This is a genomic window from Ruegeria sp. AH12 (genome assembly GCF_056541465.1).
The window spans coordinates 1-552 of the sequence record NZ_JBQFYL010000212.1 but is presented as its reverse complement, the minus strand read 5'-3'; the positions used below and the strand labels follow the sequence as shown (position 1 = coordinate 552).

The following is a 552-nucleotide window of genomic DNA, read 5'->3' as shown; positions in this document are numbered from 1 at the left end:
ATCGCCTTGGCGAATTTCTCGCAATCCGCCTCGGCCACATGGGCCAGCGGGCGATAGACGAACAGATCACCTTCTTCATTCACCAGTTTTGGTGGCATGGTTGCAAGACGACCGCCATGGAACAGGTTCATGAAAAAGGTTTCAAGGATGTCATCGCGGTGATGGCCAAGCACAACTGCGGAACAACCTTCCTCGCGCGCGATACGATAGAGGTTGCCCCGACGCAGGCGTGAACACAGCGCACAATAGGTGCGGCCCTGCGGAACTTTGTCCATCACAACGGAATAGGTGTCCTGATACTCAATCCGATGTGGCACCCCCATACGGTCTAGGAATTCTGGCAGGACTGTTGCCGGGAACCCCGGTTGCCCCTGATCCAGATTGCAGGCCAGAAGATCCACGGGCAGCAGACCGCGCCATTTCAGTTCGTAGAGCACCGCCAGAAGGGTATAGCTGTCCTTACCGCCCGATAGGCAGACCAACCAGCGGGGTGTTTTACCTTCGGCGGTGCGGTCCACCATGCCGTACTGCTCAATGGCCTCGCGCGTCTGG

Annotated in this window: 1 protein-coding gene; it reads right to left on the bottom strand. The window is 57.8% G+C overall.

Features of this window, described 5'->3' with window-relative positions:
* Positions 1-552 (bottom strand): tRNA 2-thiocytidine(32) synthetase TtcA (gene ttcA / locus ACR0EL_RS22685; RefSeq protein WP_480502383.1); only part of this gene is annotated, 552 nt, incomplete at both ends.